The 17,154-nt window shown below is 63.6% G+C and carries 16 protein-coding genes and 1 tRNA gene; 15 read left to right on the top strand and 2 right to left on the bottom strand.

The genetic code is table 11. The features are described 5' to 3' along the window. The first annotated feature begins 30 nt into the window (after positions 1 to 30). The 12 genes from BCCGELA001_RS19525 to BCCGELA001_RS19470 all read left to right on the top strand — a co-directional run bounded on the left by BCCGELA001_RS19525 (position 31) and on the right by BCCGELA001_RS19470 (position 12,398). Positions 31 to 414, top strand: a complete 384-nt coding sequence (locus BCCGELA001_RS19525) for a GrlR family regulatory protein (RefSeq protein ID WP_060736080.1) — start codon at positions 31 to 33, stop codon at positions 412 to 414. Positions 415 to 503: 89 nt separating this feature from the next. Next, a complete protein-coding gene (locus tag BCCGELA001_RS19520; protein WP_060736079.1) occupies positions 504 to 1,751 on the top strand; it encodes a DUF1236 domain-containing protein in 1,248 nt (415 codons plus the stop codon). A 449-nt stretch (positions 1,752 to 2,200) separates the two neighbouring features. Beyond that, positions 2,201 to 3,016: a sugar phosphate isomerase/epimerase family protein gene (locus BCCGELA001_RS19515; protein WP_008564802.1), complete on the top strand. Its 816-nt coding sequence runs from the start codon at positions 2,201 to 2,203 to the stop codon at positions 3,014 to 3,016. Between the two features lie 28 nt (positions 3,017 to 3,044). Then, a complete protein-coding gene (locus tag BCCGELA001_RS19510) occupies positions 3,045 to 4,682 on the top strand; it encodes an ABC transporter substrate-binding protein (RefSeq protein WP_008564800.1) in 1,638 nt (545 codons plus the stop codon). A 3-nt stretch (positions 4,683 to 4,685) separates the two neighbouring features. Further along, entirely contained in the window at positions 4,686 to 5,669 is a 984-nt protein-coding gene (locus tag BCCGELA001_RS19505) for an ABC transporter ATP-binding protein (RefSeq protein ID WP_060736078.1), read from the top strand. Beyond that, on the top strand, positions 5,666 to 6,652 hold the full coding sequence (locus BCCGELA001_RS19500; protein ID WP_060736077.1) for an ABC transporter ATP-binding protein: 987 nt from the start codon (positions 5,666 to 5,668) through the stop codon (positions 6,650 to 6,652). Before BCCGELA001_RS19505 ends, BCCGELA001_RS19500 begins: the two co-directional genes overlap by 4 nt. Beyond that, on the top strand, positions 6,652 to 7,581 hold the full coding sequence (locus tag BCCGELA001_RS19495) for an ABC transporter permease (RefSeq protein ID WP_060736076.1): 930 nt from the start codon (positions 6,652 to 6,654) through the stop codon (positions 7,579 to 7,581). The genes BCCGELA001_RS19500 and BCCGELA001_RS19495 overlap by 1 nt, the downstream gene beginning before the upstream one ends. Then, complete coding sequence (locus BCCGELA001_RS19490; RefSeq protein ID WP_060736075.1) at positions 7,578 to 8,438, top strand: ABC transporter permease; 861 nt, start codon at positions 7,578 to 7,580, stop codon at positions 8,436 to 8,438. The genes BCCGELA001_RS19495 and BCCGELA001_RS19490 overlap by 4 nt, the downstream gene beginning before the upstream one ends. A 278-nt stretch (positions 8,439 to 8,716) precedes the next feature. Then, complete coding sequence (gene ilvD / locus BCCGELA001_RS19485; protein WP_060736074.1) at positions 8,717 to 10,567, top strand: dihydroxy-acid dehydratase; 1,851 nt, start codon at positions 8,717 to 8,719, stop codon at positions 10,565 to 10,567. Positions 10,568 to 10,961: 394 nt separating this feature from the next. Next, positions 10,962 to 11,279, top strand: a complete 318-nt coding sequence (locus BCCGELA001_RS19480; RefSeq protein ID WP_060736073.1) for a hypothetical protein — start codon at positions 10,962 to 10,964, stop codon at positions 11,277 to 11,279. A 330-nt stretch (positions 11,280 to 11,609) separates the two neighbouring features. After that, entirely contained in the window at positions 11,610 to 11,933 is a 324-nt protein-coding gene (locus BCCGELA001_RS19475) for a hypothetical protein (protein WP_060736072.1), read from the top strand. Between the two features lie 120 nt (positions 11,934 to 12,053). Continuing rightward, the gene (locus tag BCCGELA001_RS19470; protein ID WP_008559645.1) at positions 12,054 to 12,398 is read left to right on the top strand and encodes a hypothetical protein; all 345 of its coding nucleotides are present in this window, start codon (positions 12,054 to 12,056) and stop codon (positions 12,396 to 12,398) included. A 117-nt stretch (positions 12,399 to 12,515) separates the two neighbouring features. On the opposite strand, the gene BCCGELA001_RS38415 is transcribed toward BCCGELA001_RS19470, so the two are convergent. Further along, positions 12,516 to 12,671 (bottom strand): hypothetical protein, encoded by a 156-nt coding sequence (locus BCCGELA001_RS38415; RefSeq protein ID WP_193409728.1) that lies wholly within the window; start codon positions 12,669 to 12,671, stop codon positions 12,516 to 12,518. A 681-nt stretch (positions 12,672 to 13,352) separates the two neighbouring features. Between BCCGELA001_RS38415 and BCCGELA001_RS19465 the strand changes: the two genes are divergently transcribed. The 3 genes from BCCGELA001_RS19465 (at position 13,353) to BCCGELA001_RS19455 (ending at position 16,285) form a co-directional block, all read left to right on the top strand. Beyond that, positions 13,353 to 13,442: transfer RNA gene (locus BCCGELA001_RS19465), tRNA-Ser, on the top strand. A gap of 161 nt (positions 13,443 to 13,603) precedes the next feature. Beyond that, the gene (locus tag BCCGELA001_RS19460; protein ID WP_008559642.1) at positions 13,604 to 14,266 is read left to right on the top strand and encodes a tyrosine-type recombinase/integrase; all 663 of its coding nucleotides are present in this window, start codon (positions 13,604 to 13,606) and stop codon (positions 14,264 to 14,266) included. A gap of 225 nt (positions 14,267 to 14,491) precedes the next feature. Next, positions 14,492 to 16,285 carry an adenylate/guanylate cyclase domain-containing protein gene (locus BCCGELA001_RS19455; protein ID WP_063921107.1) on the top strand — a complete coding sequence of 598 codons (1,794 nt, stop codon included), beginning with the start codon at positions 14,492 to 14,494 and terminating at the stop codon, positions 16,283 to 16,285. 4 nt (positions 16,286 to 16,289) lie between these two features. Here the strand turns inward: BCCGELA001_RS19455 and BCCGELA001_RS19450 are convergent, their stop codons facing one another. Beyond that, complete coding sequence (locus BCCGELA001_RS19450; RefSeq protein ID WP_236840719.1) at positions 16,290 to 16,901, bottom strand: 2-hydroxychromene-2-carboxylate isomerase; 612 nt, start codon at positions 16,899 to 16,901, stop codon at positions 16,290 to 16,292. Positions 16,902 to 17,154 lie beyond the last annotated feature (253 nt).

The raw sequence follows: 17,154 nt of genomic DNA, 5'->3' as shown, positions 1-17,154 counted from the left end.
GGGACGGCGGATCGACATGGGAGATGAGCGATGTCGGCCGGGGATGGAGCAGAGGCGGGTGCGGACGCCGGGGTCGTCAACGGCCTCTACATCTTCGACATCGAGATGCGTGACGGCAAGCGCGGACAAGCCAGGGGCGTGGTCATGCTCTGCGACGGGCGCATCATGGGTGGGGACAGCTATTTCTACTACACCGGCAGCTACACGTTCCGGAACGGCAAGTGGCGCGGCGACATGATCGTCAATCAGCATACTGAAGCCGTCGGCAGGACGCTCGCATTCGCCGGCCGCGAGGTCACCTGCGGCTTTTCGGGGCACTATTCCGCCGGTGGCGCCGAGGTCGAAGGCATGGCGCTGGTCGGCAAGACCAGCGTGACCTTCACCGCCCGTCTCACGCTGAAGGATGCGATGTGAACCCGGCCTGATACCTCCTCGTTCCTGCTCAGGAACCTTCGCACCCACAGAACGTTCGCGTCTGTTGTTGTGATTTTGAGGAGAGGGACATGCGCAGGCACTTGATGTTATCGACCGCAGCTATCGGACTGATGCTTGCTTCCGGCGTCGCTTACGCCCAGGCACCCGGTGAGCGCAGGGACGAACCGAGACGAACCGAGGAACCGGCAAAGGGCGCCGGGCCGCAGCGCGGCGGAGCCCAGGAACGTGTTCAAGAGCGCGCGCAGGGCGCTCAAGACCGACTCCAGGGTGCAGGCCGCGAAGACAAGGGCGGCGCTGCCAAGCAGGAGGCGAGTGACGACAAGCGCCAGTCACCGAGTTCTGCCGAGCGCAACCAACCAAAAACGAGGGATCAGGCACAAGACTCCCGCGAGCCTTCGCGCGATCGCAACCGTGAGGCGGAGAGCACGAAGCAGGGACGCGACAGCAAGAGCAGTGCTGAGACGAAGCAGGACAAATCGGCGCCACAGAAATCAACGGCCGAGTCCGAGAAGTCCAAGACTGGCCAGCAGAACGAGCGGACTGGCGCTACAGCCAACCAGAACGAGCGCAACCAGGCCCAGCCGCCGCGCAACGCGGCCGAGCAACAGCCACCGGCGCAACAGAATAGCAGGCCGGCCACCGCCACGGATACGAACCGGACAGCTCCCACCAACAACGCGCAGACCGCGCCCGGCACATCCAGCACACAGACCAACCAGGCCAATCAGACCACGCAGACCAACACGCAGGTCAATCAGCAGGCCCAGGTGACGACCGAGCGGCAGGTGCGGATCTCCGAAACGGTCAGTCGCGCACGGTTGGCGCAGCCGGAGCGCAATCTGAACATCTCAATCCGGGTCGGCGAGACGATTCCCTCGCGCGTGCGGCTGCATCGGCTTCCGCCCGAGATCGTCTCGATCGAGCCTGCCTATCGGGACTACGAATATTTCGCGACGGAGGACGAGGTCGTCATCGTGGAGCCGCGCTCCCATCGCATCGTCAGCCAGGTGCCTCGCGATCCCTCACGGGCCCGCGCCCAAATGGGCGGCAGCACCTCGTCATCAAGCATGGCAGCGGCTGGCGGAAACATGGTGAACTGCCAGATCATGCGGCGTGACGCCTCCGGCAATGTGGCCCAGGCCGAGCCGACCACCGTGGGTTCGACAGCGCGCACGGATTCCCTGAGCGTGATCGTCCAGATGCCCGGCGGCGGCTCGTCTGCGCCGATCGCCCTCGGCGCTCCCGCGGGCAATATCGTGGTCGCGACGCAAGGGCAGGGCGATTGCACGGTGACGCTGGAGCCGCAGACGCGCTAACCCAAAGACCACGCTGAAACGACAACGCGCCGCCCGGATGCCCCACCCGGACGGCGCGTTGCTGCGTTCAATCTAAAAAGTTTCGAGGTCCGGAGTGCCTAGGAGTCCGGACCTCGTCACCTTGCCCCAGCCTTCAATCCCCCGCCCCATGTGGTCCCCCAACCCCATGTCGCGCGATCAGAGGGTGATGCCCGTGGAAGTGGCCGCCGATCGATGTCCCGCGATGTACGCGAAGGTTAATTAGGATTCCATTCCGGATCACTACGGACATCGATACTGCTTGCCCTGTGTTCGTTCGGCATCGGTTGCGCGCATCGTTGCCCAATCGGAAAGCGACGGCCGACAAGATGTCCACATCTCACCGGCACCTCGCAACCTGCATTTCACCAGCCTGTCATTGAACTGGTCTAGCGCTGCTCCCGTCATCGCTGACGGCCAAGGAGCAAGCCATGTCGAAGCCGGTGCTGGGCGCCGCATTGTCCATCAAATCGATCCCCGCGCATCGCGACTGGCTTCTGGAACGGCAGCGCGATCTCGAGGTCCAGGATTTCTTCCGCGCCGATCTGCTCGATAGCGACTGGCGCAGCGCGGCCAGCGACATCAAGCAGATGCTCGCGGGCCACACCGGCCGGCTCGGCATTCACGGCCCGTTCTGGGGCTTCAAGATCGACAGCCACGATCCCATGATCCGTCAGGCCGTGACCAAGCGCCTGCTCCAGGGGCTGGATGCCGCCGAGTTCCTCGGTGCGACGCAGATGGTGATCCATTCGCCGTTCACGACCTGGGACCACAACAATCTCGATCTCTATCCCGATAACCGCGGCAATCTCGTCGAACGCGTCAAGGCGACGCTCGCCGAAGTCATTGCGCGCGCCGAGACGATCGGCTGCGAGATCGTCATCGAAAATATCGAGGACAAGGATCCGCGTGACCGCGTGCGCCTCGCCAAGGCGCTCGAAAGCAGCAAGGTCCGCGTCTCGCTCGATACCGGGCACGCCAATTACGCCCATATCTCCATCGGGGCACCGCCGGTCGATTACTACGTCGAAACCGCTGGTGACATGCTGACCCATGTGCACCTCCAGGACACCGACGGCTTTGCCGACCGGCACTGGGCGCCGGGCGAGGGCAACATCCCGTGGGTCGCGGTGTTCCGCGCGCTGGGACGGGTCAATTCCAACCCGCGGCTCATCCTCGAACTCCGCAACCATGACGACGTCCGTGCCGGCGCAGCCCATCTCGCCGCGCTCGGGCTTGCCGAATAACCGACATCACAAAGGCAGGGTCACCATCATGAGCAAGCTCACCCGTCGCACCATCCTGAAATCCGGCGGCGCTGCCGCAGGCACGCTCCTCCTGCCGCGCTTTGCGATCGGGCAGGCCGACAATCGTCCGTCGGTGACGATCGCCGTGCAGAAGGTGACGAATGCCAACGTGCTCGACGTGCTGCGCGAGCAGTCCAACGTCGGCGAGCGCGTGTTCTTTTCCTCGATCTGGGAAGGCCTGATTTCCAAGAACTGGCGCGGCAATCTCGAGGCCGTACCGGGTCTCGCCACCGAGTGGCGCCGCATCGACGACCAGACCGTCGAGCTGAAGCTGCGGCAGGGCGTCAAATTCCACAATGGTGACGAGCTCACGGCGGAGGACGTCGTCTTCACCTTCAGCCGCCAGCGCATGTTCGGCGAGACCGAGGCCAAGAGCCGCTCCACCATCCAGGCCTTCGAGAAGATCCCGACGCCGCGTCCCGGCAAGGAGCTGCCGCCGGATGTGCCCGCGGTCGCGCGCCGCATCTGGCCCGACCTCGTCCGCGTCGACGCCGTCGACAAGTACACGGTGCGCTTCTACAACGCGACGCCCGATGTCACGATCGAGGGCCGTCTGATGCGCTACGGCTCCGACATCATGAACCGTCGCGCCTGGGAAGAGTCCGCGAGCTATCTCGATTGGGCGCGCAAGCCCGTCACGACCGGTCCCTACAAGGTCGTTGAGCTCAAGCCCGACGTCTCGCTGACGCTCGAAGCGCACGACGAATATTGGGGCGGCCGCCCGCCGCTCAAGCGCATCCGCTTCCTCGAAGTGCCGGAGGTCGCTAGCCGCATCAACGGGCTCTTGTCGGGTGAATATCAGTTCGCCTGCGACATCCCGCCGGACCAGATCGCCGGCATCGAGAAGAACGCGGCGTTCGAAGTGCAGGGCGGCACCATTCTCAATCACCGCCTGACCGTGTTCGACAAGAACCACGCCGTGCTCGCCAATCCGCTGGTGCGGCGCGCCTTCACCCATGCGATCGACCGCCAGGCGATCGTCGACAGCCTGTGGGCCGGCCGCACCCGCGTGCCGAAGGGCCTGCAATGGGAATTCTACGGCGACATGTTCAACGCCGATTGGAGCGTGCCGGCTTACGATCCCAAGCTCGCGCAGGATCTGTTGAAGCAGGCCAATTACAAGGGCGATCCGATCCCGTACCGGCTGCTCAACAATTACTACACCAATCAGGTCGCGACCGCGCAGGTGCTGGTCGAGATGTGGAAGTCGGTCGGCCTCAACATCCAGATCGAGACCAAGGAGAACTGGTCGCAGATCATGGAGCGTGCGCCCACGCGCGCCGTGCGCGACTGGTCGAACTCGGCTGCCTTCAACGATCCGGTGTCTTCGCTCGTCGCCCAGCATGGCCCGAACGGCCAGCAGCAGCAAATCGGCGAATGGACCAATGTCGAGCTGAACAAGCTGTCGGAGTTCCTGGAGACGTCGACCGATCGCGCCGCGCGCAAGAAAGCGTTCCGCCGCATGCTGGAAATCGCCGAGCGCGAGGACCCCGCCTATACGGTGCTGCACCAGAACGCGACCTTCACGGCCAAGCCGAAATCGATCAAATGGAAGGCCGCGCCCGCCTTCGCGATGGACTTCCGCGCCGGCAATTTCGAGGCCTGAGCGGTGCCGCCGCTGGTCAGCATCAAGGACTTGCGCGTCGCCTTTGGCGGCGTGCCGGTCCTGCGTGGCGTCGACATCAGCTTGCAGAAGGGCGAGGCCCTCGGCCTCGTCGGCGAGTCCGGCTCGGGCAAGTCGGTGACGTGGCTTGCCGCCCTCGGCCTGCTGCCGCGTCACGCCTCGGTCTCTGGCTCGGTGCTGCTCGACAGCTGCGAGATCCTCGGCGCGCCCGCCGCCGCGCTCGACCAGGTCAGGGGCGGGCGCGTCGCCATGATCTTCCAGGATCCGGCCAGCGCCCTCAACCCGGTGCTGACCATCCGCAGGCAGCTCTGCGAAGCGCTGGCGCTGCATCGCGATCTCTCGGGTGAGGCGCTGAAGGCGGAAGCCCGGCGGCTGCTCGATCTCGTCGGAATTCCCGATGCAGCGAGGCGGCTGTCCGCCTATCCGCACGAATTCTCCGGCGGCCAGGTCCAGCGCATCATGATCGCGATGGCGCTCGCCGGAAATCCCGACCTGCTTGTTGCGGACGAGCCGACCACCGCGCTCGACGCCACCATTCAAGCCCAGATCCTGGAGCTGCTCTCCACGGTTCGCCGCGAAATGCACATGGCGATGGTGCTCATCAGCCACGATCTCGGCGTCGTCGCCGAGAACTGCGACCGCGTCGCGGTGATGTATGCCGGCCGCATCGTCGAGCAGGCGCCCAGCAACCAGCTCTTCGCCGATCCCGTGCACCCTTATGCGCAAGGCTTGATCGGCGCGCTGCCGCCGCTGGATGGACCGCGGCGGCGCCTCACCGCCATTCCCGGCACGGTGCCCGATCCCGCGCACATGCCCAGCGGTTGCGCCTTCGCGCCGCGCTGCATGCTGGCGGCCGAGCCGTGCGGCCATGCCGCGCCGAGCCTGGCGCCGATCGCAGATGACCGCAGCGTTGCCTGCATCCGCGCCGAGGCCTCGCGCCGCGCGCTGCTCGGGATCGCCGCCGAATGAGCCTGCCGCTTGTCGAGGTGTCCGCGATCTCGCGCAGCTATGCGATGCGTTCCGGAATGTTCGGCCGCGCGACGGCGGTTCATGCCGTCGACGGCGTGTCGCTGACGATCGCCAAGGGTGAGACGCTCGGCCTGGTCGGCGAGTCCGGCTCGGGCAAATCGACGACGGGCCGCATCGTGCTCGGCCTTGAGCCGCCCGACAGCGGCAAGGTGAAGTTCGACGGCAAGCCGATGGCTGCGCCGGGAACGGCCGCCTGGCGTGCACAGCGCGGGCGCATGCAGATGATCTTCCAAGATCCCCTCGGCGCGCTGGACCGGCGGCTGCCGGTCGCCACGCAAATCCGCGAGCCGCTCGACATCCACGATCTCGGCACGCCGGCCGAGCGTGAGCACCGCGTCCGCGAGCTGCTGCGTGCCGTCGAGCTCACACCGGCGCATGGTGCGCGCTATCCCGGCGCGCTCTCCGGCGGCCAGCGTCAGCGCATCGTGCTGGCGCGGGCGCTGGCCACGAAGCCCGATTTCCTGGTCTGCGACGAGCCGGTCAGCGCACTCGACGTCTCGATCCAGGCGCAGGTGGTGAACCTGCTTTGCGATCTCCAGGCGCAACTGTCGCTGACGCTGCTGTTCATCAGCCACGATCTGCGCGTCGTCCGGCAGATCAGCAATGTCGTCGCCGTGATGTATCTCGGCCGCATCGTCGAGATCGGCAGCGCCGATGATCTGTTTGCGCGACCCGAGCATCCCTATACCCAGGCGCTGGTCTCGGCCTCGCCCGCGCCGGGCCGCCGCAGCGCGGGCCGTATCGTGCTTTCGGGCGATCCGCCGAACCCGGCTGCGCGGCCGCAAGGCTGCGCCTTCCATCCGCGTTGCCCGCGCGCCATCGCGCGCTGCAAGAGCGAGGTGCCTGTTCTCGCGGCCGTGGGCGGCGACAGGCAAGTCGCCTGCCATCTCGTCACGGGCGCCGAGACGCGGGATGCAGCCTGATGGGACGCTATTTCGCCATCCGCATCGGACGCGCGGCGCTCACGATCGTGCTCGTGGTCACCTTCGCCTTCATCGTGCTGCGTCTCTCCGGTGATCCCGCGCTGATGATCCTGGGACCTGAGGCGCCGCCCGAGGTGCTCGCAGCATTCCGCAAGGCCTGGGGCCTCGATGATCCGATCTGGGCGCAATATTTCGACTATTTCGGCGCCATTGCCAAAGGCGAGCTCGGCCGCTCCATGCGCGACGGCCGTCCCGCGATCGAACTCGTGCTGGAGCGCATCCCCGCGACCTTGGCGCTGACCTTGCCGGCGTTCTTTTTCAAGGTCGCGCTGGGCATCCCCGCCGGCATCTACGCCGCGCTGCATCGGGGCTCTGCGATCGACCGCGCCGTGATGATGACGGCGGTCGCCGGCTTCACGGTGCCGAGCTTCGTGCTCGCGCTGCTGCTGGTCCTCGTCTTCGCCGTGCAGCTCGGCTGGCTTCCCTCGGGCGGACAGGACAGCTGGCGCCACGCCATCTTGCCGATCACGACGCTCAGCCTCGGCGGTGCGGCCGTGCTGGCGCGCTTCACCCGCAGCGCGATGCTGGAGGTTCTCGGCCAGCCCTATATCCGCACCGCCTCGGCTAAGGGCGTGCCCTGGCGCAAGGTCGTGACCTCGCATGCGCTGCCGAACGCCGCGATTCCGACCGTCACCATCCTCGGCTTCATGGTGGGGACGCTGATCGCCGGCGCGGTCGTGGTGGAGAGCGTGTTCGCCTGGCCGGGCGTAGGGCGCCTGCTGGTCGTCGCCGTCGCCAACCGCGACCTCGCTGTCGTGCAATGCATCCTGCTGCTGGTCGCGATGACCATGGTGACGTCGAACCTGATCGTCGATTTCCTCTACGGCTTCCTCGACCCGCGCCTGCGCACCAAGGGAGCGCATGCATGACCGACGCGACGCTGAAGGATACCGCCACACGCCGGCGCATCAGCCTTCCGGCAATCCCGGTGTCGGTCGCGCTTGCGATCACCTGGATCGTCGCGGTGCTTGTCATCGCGGCGTTCGCCGAAAAAATTGCGCCCTACGGCTTCAGCCAGCTCGATCTGCGCAACCGCCTGGCCGCGCCCGGCAATGCCGCGCACTGGCTCGGCACCGACGAGCTCGGCCGCGACGTGCTATCGCGTCTTCTGGTCTCGATCCGCATCTCGCTCCTGATCGCGTTCGGCGCGACCGCGATCTCGGCCTTGGTCGGCACCACGCTCGGCTTTCTCGCCGCGCATTTTCGCGGGTTCGTCGAGCAGCTCGTGCTGATGCTGACCGACTTCCAGGCCAGCATGCCCTTCCTGATCATGGCGCTGGCTGTGCTCGCCTTCTTCGGCAATTCGCTGCCGCTCCTGATCGGCCTGATGGGCCTGTTCGGCTGGGAGCGCTACGCCCGCATCGCGCGCGGCCTTGCCATCTCCGCCAACGCGCAAGGCTATGCCGCCGCCGTGCGCCAGTTGGGCGCGACGCCGTCGCGGATCTACCTCCGCCACATCCTGCCCAACATCGCCTCGACGCTGATCGTCTCGACCACGCTGGTATTCCCCGAGGTGATCCTGATGGAATCAGGCCTGTCCTTCCTCGGCCTCGGCGTGCAGCCGCCGATGACCAGCCTCGGCAACATGGTCGGCTACGGCCGGGAATATTTGACCCGGGCGCCCTGGATCATGCTGGCCCCGGCCGCCACCATCGTGGTCACCACGCTAGCCGTCTCCGTAATCGGCGACTGGCTGCGCGACCGGCTCGATCCGACGTTGCAATAGGGGCGGCGGTCTCGTGTCCCGGACGCGCAAAGCGCGAGCCGGGACCCAGAGGCCACGGCCACCCGTTGCCAGATGGGCCCCGGCTCTGCAGCGCATCGTCGAAGTGACGCTGCGCTGCGTCCGGGGCACGGCAAGACCCCCCGCGCCGGGAGCAGGGGAGCTCTGTCAGCCCCAAGTTCCCGTTGCGCGCGTTCCCCGCCTGCGCTATCCGGCCGGAAAGGCCTGAGGCGGCTCCATATTTTCCCGCCCCGGCTGCCAAACCCGAGGACGGAACCGCCATGCCAGCCTATCGCTCCCGCACCACCACCCACGGCCGCAACATGGCGGGTGCCCGCGGCCTCTGGCGCGCGACGGGCATGAAGGACGGCGATTTCGGCAAGCCGATCATCGCGGTCGTCAACTCCTTCACCCAGTTCGTGCCCGGCCACGTCCATCTGAAGGACCTCGGCCAGCTCGTGGCGCGCGAGATCGAGCAGGCCGGCGGCGTCGCCAAGGAGTTCAACACCATCGCGGTCGACGACGGCATCGCCATGGGCCATGACGGCATGCTCTACAGCCTGCCGTCGCGCGAGCTGATCGCCGACAGCGTCGAGTACATGGCCAACGCCCATTGCGCCGACGGCCTCGTCTGCATCTCCAACTGCGACAAGATCACCCCCGGCATGCTGATGGCCGCGCTGCGGCTCAACATCCCCGCGGTCTTCGTTTCGGGCGGCCCGATGGAGGCCGGCAAGGTCAAGCTGCAGGGCAAGACCAAGGCCGTCGACCTCATCGACGCCATGGTGGCCGCGGCCGACAGCAAGGTCAGCGACGAAGACGTCAAGGTGATCGAGCGCTCGGCGTGCCCGACCTGCGGCTCCTGCTCGGGCATGTTCACCGCCAACTCCATGAACTGCCTGACCGAGGCACTCGGCCTCGCGCTGCCCGGCAACGGCTCGGTGGTCGCAACCCATGCCGACCGCAAGCGCCTGTTCGTCGAGGCCGGCCACACCATCGTCGATCTCGTCCGCCGCTATTACGAGCAGGACGATGCATCCGTGCTGCCGCGCAACGTCGCCAACTTCAAGGCGTTCGAGAACGCGATGACGCTCGACATCGCCATGGGCGGCTCGACCAACACCGTGCTGCATCTGCTCGCCGCCGCCCATGAAGGGCAGGTGGCGTTCACCATGAAGGACATCGACCGTCTCTCGCGCCGCGTGCCCGTGCTGTGCAAGGTGGCGCCGTCCGTCGCTGACGTGCATGTCGAGGACGTGCATCGCGCTGGCGGCATCATGGGCATCCTTGGCGAGCTCGACCGCGCCGGGCTGATCGACACTTCGGTCTCGACCGTGCACGCACCGACCATGAACGACGCGCTGGAGCGCTGGGACATCAAGCGCACCAAGAGCGAGGCGGTGCGCACCTTCTATCGCGCCTCGCCCGGCGGCATCCCCACCCAAGTCGCCTTCAGCCAGGAGCGCCGCTACGACGAGCTCGAGGCCGACCGTGAGAAGGGCGTCGTGCGCGACCTCGAGCACGCCTTCAGCAAGGATGGCGGCCTTGCCGTGCTCTACGGCAACCTCGCGCAGGACGGCTGTATCGTGAAGACCGCCGGCGTCGACGCCTCGATCCTGAAATTCTCCGGCCCCGCGCGCGTGTTCGAGAGCCAGGACGCCGCCGTCGAAGGCATCCTGGGCGGCAAGGTCGTCGCCGGCGAGGTCGTGGTCATCATTTATGAAGGCCCGCGCGGCGGCCCCGGCATGCAGGAGATGCTGTATCCGACCAGCTATTTGAAATCGATGGGCCTCGGCAAAGCCTGCGCGCTCGTCACTGACGGTCGCTTCTCCGGCGGCTCCTCCGGCCTGTCGATCGGCCATTTGTCGCCGGAAGCGGCCGAAGGCGGCAACATCGGTCTGGTGCGAACCGGCGACATCATCGCCATCGACATCCCCAACCGCAGCATCAACCTCGAGGTCTCCGACGAGGAGCTCGCCCGCCGCCGCGCGGCGGAAGAGGCAAAGGGCGATGCCGCTTGGCAGGCGCAAGGCCGCAAGCGCAACGTCTCGACCGCGTTGCAGGCTTACGCCGCGCTCACCACCAGCGCCGCGCGCGGCGCTGTGCGCGAGGTGAAGCGGCGCCCGAGATAGTTGCCTGATCGGTAGCGCCAATCCCGATTCATTGCTCCGGAACGACGCGCGATCGCCTATCCGGAGCGCGCGCCGATGCGCGGTTGCAGGCCGTGTAGCCGGAATGGAGTTTGGAAAGAAACGGCCCTCGCCTCTGGGGGGCTAGTTGGGGGTGAGGCGAGGGCCGTTTGCGAAGTGGGCACCCGACGTGCGGGCTTGCCCGCCAGGCAGCTATGACCATAATGCTTTTATCCCCAATCTGCTATTTAATTCTTATTTATTTCGTTTTTGTTTATAATCTAATTGTGCCATCCTATGAAAACTGCGGAAATTCATTTTCCGGATCTCGCCGGAGGCGGCCGCCTTATTCAGCTCCGTCCGCAACGGTCCCGGATTGCCAGTAGCGGAGTAAGCTATGAGTCACGCTCCATCACTCGTGCCGCAGATGACCACAGACCAGGACGTCTATCTCGTGCTCGATGATTTCGGCCGGCGATTGGGCCGCGCCTGGTGCGAAACAGCGGAAGAGGACGCCAATCGCGCGACCCTGCTCAGGCATCTCGTCGACGGACAATATCTGCATCCCGCCCGTGTCGTGGCCTTCAATACCGCGGAAGGATGGTCGCGAGATTGCACCGCGGAGATTGCCGACGAGTTGCGTCGCCGCTTTGTCGAATTCGAGGAGACGGATCCCTCGCTGCTGGAGTTCTTGGAACGAGCGGCGAGGCGCTGAAGCTCGCCCTCGCAGAGGTGGGTAACGCTTAGGAGGCGGCGCTCGAACGGAGCACTGGCGATATCCAATCGCCGGCTAGCGCTCCCAGACGTCACGCGGACTTCGATGCGAACCCACGTCGCGCGCGTTAATGCGCGTGGTCAATGAGTTCTTACCGTTCGACCGCAAAGGGCCGTTCGCATTAAGGATGCCCGGACGAAGTTCGGCAGCTCTGGATTTTACCGCGTATACTGCGCCGACCTTCGCACATCCATTTCGGGCAACTGGGGCACCACCGCAATGTCTCGTACTCTCGCCGTTGTTTTCTCCACCGCCGTCGCCGCGATTTCCATGACGGGCGCAGCCTCTGCCGGTTGCTACAATTGCTACACGCCGCCGCCCTGCACGACCTGCTATCAGCAGCAATACGTCGCGCCGCAATACCGCACGGTCGACGAGACCGTGATGGTCTCGCCGGGCTCCGTCGTCGCGCACCGCACGCCGGCGCAGTACCGCACCGTGATGGTGCCGCAGACCGTGATGGTGGCGCCGCCCAGCGTCCAGTACGAGCGCATCCCGCCGCAATACGCCACGCGTCAGCGCGTCGAGATGGTCTCGCCCGGCTATTCCTATTACGCCCCGGTGCAGATGAACTGCGCGTCCTGCGGCTACTGAGCTGAACCCGGTCACGACGAATAGTCGCGCGGCGCTCCTTGCGGGGCGCCGCGCTTTCTTTTGCGCGAGCCAAAGGTGAGGGAGCTTTGAACCGCCGAGCGCGGAACGACACGAAACGAGATGAGCTTGTTTCTCGCCTCCCTCGAGCGACCGCAACTCGGACTGGTCGCCGCTCTCGCTGTTTCGTTGATCTGCGTCATTGCGATCGTCTGGTCGGTCGGCTCCACCGACCGCGTCACCTATCTCGGCCCGGACCACGGCCAGGAACAGACGATCGCGCAGGTCCGCCTCAAGACGCTCCCGCAAGGGAGTTACGTGATCGAGCGGGGCGCGATCTACAAGGCCATGCGGGCAGGATGCCGCTACGACCTCAATTACAGCCCGCAATTTGGCCGCTACGTCAACGCTCATCAGAGGACCAAATATATCCGGAGCGCCGTGCTGGTTGATTGCCCGTCCAGCTAGGGGTGGCTGATGGCGGCCAGTTCGACGAAGGAGCGAGCCGAGTGGCTGCTACATCTTCCTACGACCTCGCGCGTCGGACCGCCGCATTCTCCAAACGACAAAGGCCCGCCAGCGGCGTCAATGACGAGGCTTGCCCTCTCGCTTGAGTAGCTCCAGTCGTCGTTCTAGCTGGTCCTTCTTCGCCAGAAGCCTGGCGGCGAGAATATCGTTGACGAGGCTGTGGAGTTGCCACAGCTCTTCAAGAGGCATGCTCTCAAGCGGCTTCCGCTCCATGGATCCCCCCGACTCACACGGGGCGAAAGCTTGAAGTTAACAGACTGAACCGGCAATCAGTCGCCGGTCGAGCGCGAAGGTTATCTACACCTTGCTTCTGGACCTCGGCTTTCGGGATGTTGGCGATCCGGAATTGAGAGCAACCCAAAATGCCGTCGACCTGGAGCCGGCAGGTTCTCAATCGCGATGTCTTAAGTGAAAATATCAGCCGTTGACCTTGAGTGGCTCGCCTAGCGTGAGCCGGCGGGCCTTCATTTACGTTAAAAATAGACCCCTTCACGGGGGCGGCACGCTCCTTGCCATGTGGATCTCCACAGCATGGAGGCGTGCACCGATGGGACAGCGTATTCGTATCTCGCGACGTCCAAAGCCCAGATTGGCACATATGACCCGCGAACTGGTGAGGTTGCTGAATGCGATCGAAGAGCTCGAAGAGTTGAGAGAAAGAGTCCGGCTCGCCGAAGCGAGCCGGGTGCTGCACTAGCCGCTCTCCTCGATGGCGAGCACCAGGGATATCTGGCGTCCCTTGATGCCAAACATGCACGGGGAGGCCGCCGCGGCGGTTGACGTCGCCACGCGCGCCGCCATAAACAAAGCGAGCCGATGTTGGGTAGCAAAGCGGTCGCAGAGTCCTCGAAACGTTTCTGCGAAGCGATGAAAAGCTAAACAATTTCAAGGCTTGGAAGGGTGGCCGAGTGGTTTAAGGCACCGGTCTTGAAAACCGGCGTGCCCGCAAGGGTACCGTGGGTTCGAATCCCACCCCTTCCGCCAGTATATTGTTCTCCACTGTTCGCAGTCGTTCGAACTCCACAGCAACATCAGTGACTTGCGCCGAAGTGCTGTACTTTGCAGTTCGCCGGTGTTCCTCCTAATCGGGGCACTGACCGTAGCATTAGCCCGTGGGTTCGGAGGACGGTTTTCCCGGAGGAACAATGGCTGGAAGGCTCAAACCCCTCGACGTAGAGCGCCAAACCAAGCCCGGCAAATACGCCGATGGTGATGGGCTCTACTTGATCATCACCGGACCAACGTCGAAGAGCTGGTCATACAGATATTGGAAAGATGGCAAGGAGCGCTGGCACGGCCTCGGTTCCTTGAAAGAAGTGTCGCTAAAAGATGCGCGGCTGGCACGGGATGCGGCGCGGCTGCGCGTGAAAGGCGATCGCAGCACCGCCGGCGTGGACATAGTGCAGGAGAGGCGAAAGGCGCGCGAAGAATCGAAAGCCATCGAGGCCAAGGTTGGGTTGCCAACGTTCGAGGAATGCGCGGAAGTCTACATCCGGACGAATTGGTCGACCTGGAGCGTGAAGCATCGCGATCAGTGGCCCTCGTCCCTCAAGCGGTACGCCTATCCCACAATCGGCAAGCTGACCATCCCGGAGATCAAGCCGAGCCACATGTACGATCTGCTCAAGCCGATCTGGGTGGAGAAGCGCGAGACTGCAAACCGGGTTCGCGGCCGGATTGAAACGATCATTGCGAAGAACGTTGATATTGACGATCCAGACTTCCGCAATCCGGCCGAGCTTACGAGGCAGTTGCGCGAAAAGCTCCCAAAGCGCCCCAAGCGGATGATGATGCTGAAACTGCAATGACGTACAAAGGTTCCTTGGACGGTGGGCGCCTTTTTGAAGTGAGGACGTCTCAGTTCGCGGCCTCTTTCATTTCGGCCTACGTTGACTTCTGCTATTGGCCGTAGCTGACCTTCACGCCGAAGCCCGTTCGGGGCCGATTCTGACCCATATCGGACATTGGGAGTCGGACAACGCCCCGTTAAATTGCTATACTGTCCGTCCAATCTCCCGAGCTGGGAGGCACTTGTGAGCAGCGAGCGCGTGGAGCGGCGGCTGGCGGCTGTGTTAGCGGCGGATGTCGCCGGCTATAGCCGCTTGATGGGCCGCGAAGAGGAAGGCACGCTGGCGCAGCTCAAGTCGTTGCGGAAGACGCTCATCGATCCCGCTATGGCCGAGTATCGTGGCCGCATTGTAAAGACGACCGGCGATGGCATGCTGGTCGAGTTCGCTAGTGCCGTGGACGCAGGTCACTGGGCCGTTGAAGTTCAGCGTAGCATGGCCGACCGGAATACGGGCCTGCCACAGGATCAAAGGATAGAGTTTCGGATCGGAGTTCATGTCGGCGATATAATCATTGATGAAGACGATATTTTTGGCGATGCCGTCAACATAGCCGCCCGTCTGGAGGGGATTGCAGAGCCAGGAGGGATATGCATCTCCGATGACGCTCAGCGCCAACTCCGCGGCAAGCTTGACATTTGCTTTGACGATCTGGGTTTTCAGTCGCTGAAGAATATCGCTGAGCCAATGCGTGCCTGGCGAATGCGTGTGGATAAGATCTCGGCTGCGGCGGGTTCAAAGAGTGTTTCTGCCGCGCCGAGCCAACTCTTCGCGCTTCCTGATAAGCCCTCGATTGCCGCGCTTCCGTTCCGAAACTTGAGTGGTGAGTTAGAGCAGGACTACTTCACCGACGGCATCACCGAAGATATCATCACGGCATTGTCAAAGTGGCGCTGGTTCTTCGTGATTGCTCGCAATTCAAGCTTTTCCTACAAGGGCCGCCAAGTCGACATAAGAGATGTTGGTCGGCAATTGGGTGTACATTACGTCCTCGACGGAAGCGTTCGAAGGGCTGGCAGTCGGGTGCGCGTGACGGCGCAGCTGGTAGACACCACCACTGGCACGAGCATCTGGGCAGACAGGTATGATCGTGATCTCACCGATGGGTTTGTGATTCAGGATGAGGTGGCGCAAGATGTCGCTACTGCGATAGAGCCGGCGGTCTCGAAAGCCGAAATCGAACGCGCCCGCCGCAAGACGCCGGAGCAAATGGTGGCGAGAGACCACTATTTTCGTGGAATGTGGCACTTCCATCAGTTTAGCAAGGAGGATGCACAGAAGGCCATTGTCTGTTTCAATCTCGCGATTGAGCTAGATCACACGCTTGCCGACGCCTACGTCGGGATTGCTCGGACTTTATTCAGCACTCGTGCCTATCGGCTCAGCCCAGGGCGCGATGTCAATGCTCATAAAGTCAACGCTCAAATTGCTTCTGCTGCTAAGAGTGCTCTTGCACTTGACCCTAGCAGCGCTTCTGCCTGCTATATTTTAGCACTCAATCTGGCGCATAACGACGATTGCGAAACCGCAGTCAAATTCGCCAGGCGAGCAATTGAGCTGAATGAAAATTTTGCTCTCGGCTATTTTGCGTTAGCGGTGGCAAGCAATTTTCTCGGCCTGCCGCGCGAGGCCCTGACGGCGATCGATCGGGCGCTACGGCTTAGTCCCAATGATCCGCAAATCTTCGCTTGGCTCGCCCAACGGGCGTCGGCCTTGTATCTGCTCAGACGTTACGCCGAAGCCGCTGAGACGGCGAGGCAAAGCCTTGGACAGCGCTGGTTCCACACCGCGTGCCGCGTACTGGCGGCGAGCTACGCCCACCTCGACATGATCGACTCCGCAAGAAGGACACTGAGTGATCTGTTAGCAAGCGAGCACTCGGAGAAAACGATTGCGGAAGTGATCCGTCCCTTCAAACGTGAAGATGATCGCAACAATTACAGGGAAGGGTTGCTCAAGGCAGGAATGCCGCAACAATGATCAATCAGCCATGTCGGACGCGGCCGGAACGACACCAGCTAATTGCGTCGTTCAGTCGGTCGTCGCCCCAAAATAGTTCGCCGTCCACGACGAACGTCGGTGATCCGAATATACCTAGATCTCGCGCTGCGCTCGTCTCCGCCCCAAGTTCGGCCTTCGCCGTCTCTGCATAAGCCAACGTGAGCACACGGTCCGGGTTTTGCCCAATGTCCCGTAAACTCTCCGATACATTGGGCTCGTCGCCAGTTTCCTGTCTTAGCGTGAACCAGCGGCGGTACGCGGCGCAAACAAATTCCGGCCCCCAACCTTCGCGCATGCCAACAGTTGCGATGAGATTTGCGACTATTGACTGCTTGGCGGGGTAGGGCACAGGGAGATTGGCTGGATAGCCGTACATCGCGGCGCGGCGTCCGATATCCCGCCACATATAAGTCAGTTTAGCTGGCTTATCGGCGAACGGGACGTGCCTCATTTCTTGCAAGATGATGAGCAGATGAAACGGGCGCCAACGGAAGGAAATTCCCGTAGATCGCTCAACATCGGAGAGCCTCAACACGCTCAAGTAGGAATACGTGCTGCCCATAGTGAACCAGAAATCAATCTGCGATGGGGCCACTCTAGATCTCCCCTCGTCAGGCCTGACACGCTTACTGTCGACCATCTCAACGCGCCGTTCAAGAGGGGGAACAACGTGTCCTGCGATCGCAAGCAGCAGCGATTTCCGTCTCTGGCCCGAACGCGAAGTCTAGGCAGCGTCCCGGGTGGTCGGCTCATAGGGGTAGATCGGAAGCAGGCAGCCTGCACTCCGAAGTGCGGTCATGACCCAAACCGGTCCTCCAAGAGGGCGCTCTAGACAGGCTGTCTCAACT

Origin of the sequence: Bradyrhizobium sp. CCGE-LA001 (genome assembly GCF_000296215.2) — a bacterium.
In the GTDB taxonomy this organism is placed as follows: Bacteria; Pseudomonadota; Alphaproteobacteria; order Rhizobiales; family Xanthobacteraceae; genus Bradyrhizobium.
The sequence above is the reverse complement of the archived record's forward strand: the minus strand, read 5'-3'. Positions and strand labels throughout refer to the sequence as shown.

What these genes read in the sequence shown, in the direction of transcription:
- BCCGELA001_RS19525 (WP_060736080.1), top strand. Translation starts at nt 31, where the DNA reads ATGTCGGCCGGGGATGGAGCAGAGGCGGGTGCGGACGCCGGGGTCGTC.
- BCCGELA001_RS19520 (WP_060736079.1), top strand. Translation starts at nt 504, where the DNA reads ATGCGCAGGCACTTGATGTTATCGACCGCAGCTATCGGACTGATGCTT.
- BCCGELA001_RS19515 (WP_008564802.1), top strand. Translation starts at nt 2,201, where the DNA reads ATGTCGAAGCCGGTGCTGGGCGCCGCATTGTCCATCAAATCGATCCCC.
- BCCGELA001_RS19510 (WP_008564800.1), top strand. Translation starts at nt 3,045, where the DNA reads ATGAGCAAGCTCACCCGTCGCACCATCCTGAAATCCGGCGGCGCTGCC.
- BCCGELA001_RS19500 (WP_060736077.1), top strand. Translation starts at nt 5,666, where the DNA reads ATGAGCCTGCCGCTTGTCGAGGTGTCCGCGATCTCGCGCAGCTATGCG.
- BCCGELA001_RS19495 (WP_060736076.1), top strand. Translation starts at nt 6,652, where the DNA reads ATGGGACGCTATTTCGCCATCCGCATCGGACGCGCGGCGCTCACGATC.
- BCCGELA001_RS19490 (WP_060736075.1), top strand. Translation starts at nt 7,578, where the DNA reads ATGACCGACGCGACGCTGAAGGATACCGCCACACGCCGGCGCATCAGC.
- ilvD (WP_060736074.1), top strand. Translation starts at nt 8,717, where the DNA reads ATGCCAGCCTATCGCTCCCGCACCACCACCCACGGCCGCAACATGGCG.
- BCCGELA001_RS19480 (WP_060736073.1), top strand. Translation starts at nt 10,962, where the DNA reads ATGAGTCACGCTCCATCACTCGTGCCGCAGATGACCACAGACCAGGAC.
- BCCGELA001_RS19475 (WP_060736072.1), top strand. Translation starts at nt 11,610, where the DNA reads ATGACGGGCGCAGCCTCTGCCGGTTGCTACAATTGCTACACGCCGCCG.
- BCCGELA001_RS19470 (WP_008559645.1), top strand. Translation starts at nt 12,054, where the DNA reads ATGAGCTTGTTTCTCGCCTCCCTCGAGCGACCGCAACTCGGACTGGTC.
- BCCGELA001_RS38415 (WP_193409728.1), bottom strand. Translation starts at nt 12,671, where the DNA reads ATGGAGCGGAAGCCGCTTGAGAGCATGCCTCTTGAAGAGCTGTGGCAA.
- BCCGELA001_RS19460 (WP_008559642.1), top strand. Translation starts at nt 13,604, where the DNA reads ATGGCTGGAAGGCTCAAACCCCTCGACGTAGAGCGCCAAACCAAGCCC.